The 1,972-nt window shown below is 69.4% G+C and carries 3 protein-coding genes; all 3 read right to left on the bottom strand.

Going from position 1 to position 1,972, the window contains the following annotated elements; translation table 11 throughout:
* The coding region (locus tag AC1DOC_RS31485) for a (2Fe-2S) ferredoxin domain-containing protein (protein ID WP_478131317.1) at positions 1-252 on the bottom strand (252 nt) is incomplete at its 3' end.
* Between the two features lie 32 nt (positions 253-284).
* Positions 285-1,400 (bottom strand): VanZ family protein, encoded by a 1,116-nt coding sequence (locus AC1DOC_RS31480; RefSeq protein WP_018905078.1) that lies wholly within the window; start codon positions 1,398-1,400, stop codon positions 285-287.
* A 14-nt stretch (positions 1,401-1,414) separates the two neighbouring features.
* Positions 1,415-1,843 carry a CopD family protein gene (locus AC1DOC_RS31475; RefSeq protein WP_015867675.1) on the bottom strand — a complete coding sequence of 143 codons (429 nt, stop codon included), beginning with the start codon at positions 1,841-1,843 and terminating at the stop codon, positions 1,415-1,417.
* Positions 1,844-1,972: the final 129 nt, after the last annotated feature.

Genomic DNA, 1,972 nt, shown 5'->3' with positions numbered 1-1,972 from the left:
GTACCAGACCGCTTCGGGATAGACCACCGCCACCGGGCCGCCGGCGCAGCGGTCCAGGCAGCCCGCCTTGTTGACGCGCACCTTGCCGGGACCGGCCAGCCCCGCCTCCTTGACCTTCGCCTTGCAGCGGTCGAAACCCGCCTGGGCGTTGTGCAGGGCGCAGCAGTCTTCGCCGTTCTTGCGCTCGTTCAGGCAAAAGAAGATGTGGCGGCCGTAATAGCCGCGCGGCGCGGCAGAAGAGGAACTGGGCATCGGTAGATTTTAGTGACGCCCGCCGCAGGCCATCAGCCTGCCGGCCGCCCCCGGCGCGACAGCGCGGCCACCACATAGGCAAGGACCGCGAACGGCCACAGCCACCCGAGCCACTGCGCCAGCCCGTGGAAGCGGATGAAGCGCCCCTGCTCCCAGGTGGCGAGGGTCTGTGCGAAATAGGCGCTCTCGGGCGCCTGGTTCAACAGGCTCAGCTGGATCACCAGCGCCACCAGCAGCAGGGCCGCGCAGAGCCGCCGCGGCGCTCCGAGCAGCAGCACGCCGGCCACCAGCGCCGTCGCAATGCCGACCTGCACCGGCAGGCCCAGCCAGGCCCATGCGTGCTCGGGGCCGTAGCTCAGCGCCGCCGACAGCGCCGAGGCGCCGATGCCCGCCAGCAGCGTGAGCGGCAGCAGCACGGCACGCCGGGCGACCGTGCGCGTCACCATGAAAGCCAGCAGGCACGGCACCAGGGCACCGAGCATCACGCACAGCAGCTCGACGGCCGGCACCAGCGGCTCCAGCTCGAACTGGCGCAGCGGCATCCAGTCGATGAAGGGGGTGTCGAGCAGCCACTCGGAGACCGCGACTTCGAGCCGCTCGAACACCTGGCCGAGGCCGAAGGTCACGGCTGCCGGGAACAGCAGCGCCAGCGGCCACAGCGCGAGCAGCACCAGCGCGCCGCGCGAATCCTCGACGAACCACAGCGAGCGCGTGCGGCTCCAGTGCGCCACCGCGCCGAGCCGCTCGAGCCCCGCCGCGAGCAGGGCCCCCAGCAGCGCTCCGGAGCTGTTCAGGCCCAGGTCGACATTGGAGGGAATGCGCGCAGGCAGATAGCTCTGCAGCGTTTCCATGGCAAAGGCCACGGCCGCGCCGGCCAGCGTGGCGCGCAGCACCGCACGCCAGACGCTGGCGTCGCGCCGCGTCCGCAATACCGCCAGCGCGCACAGGAAGCCGAAGGGCACGTAGCCGCCCACGTTGATCGCGAAGTCGAAGCCCGTCCAGTACTTGGGCCACGAGGCCGACAGGTAGGCCCACGGCGCAATGCCCTGGTCGCGCCAGTCGGCGAACGGGTACAGGCTGGCATAGACGATCAGCGCCGCGTAGGCCAGCGCCAGGGGCAGCGCGGCGGACTTGTGCTGCGTCTCCACCTTGGCTTTCAGGCTCAGAACGGCTTGACGACCACCAGCACCACGATGCCGAGCAGCAGCAGGACCGGCAGTTCGTTGAACCAGCGGTACCAGCGGTCGTTGCGCTGGGTGCCCCCGGCCACGAAACGGCGCAGCAGCACGCCGCAGGCATGGTGATACCCGATCACCGCCAGCACCAGCGCCAGCTTGGCATGCAGCCAGCCGTTGCCGGGGCCGCGCCCGATGCCATAGCCCAGCCAGAGCCAGAGGCCGAAACCCAGCGCCGGAATGGCCAGGAAGGTCGTGAAACGCAACAGCTTGCGTGCCATCAGAAGCAAGCGCTCGCGTTCGGCCACGGACTCGGGCGGCACCATCGCCAGGTTGACGAAGATCCGGGGGAGGTAGAACAACCCCGCGAACCAGCTGGCAATGAAGACGATGTGAAGAGATTTAACCCAGAGCATGGGGCCAGTTTAGTGGCGGGCCGCGCCGTGCAGGCCGGGCTTTGGCGCCGGCGCGGATGCAGCGGGCAAAAAAAAGCCCGACGTCTTCACGTCGGGCTGGGAAGCCCTTTTGCTGTCACACATCAAGGC

Source organism: Variovorax sp. 01T439_2 (genome assembly GCF_056398445.1).
Note: the sequence above shows the minus strand (reverse complement) of the source record. Positions and strands in the feature narration are given on the sequence as shown.

Bases quoted from the DNA above. Each gene is read 5' to 3' on its own strand.
- AC1DOC_RS31475 (WP_015867675.1), bottom strand. From the start codon at position 1,843: ATGCTCTGGGTTAAATCTCTTCACATCGTCTTCATTGCCAGCTGGTTC.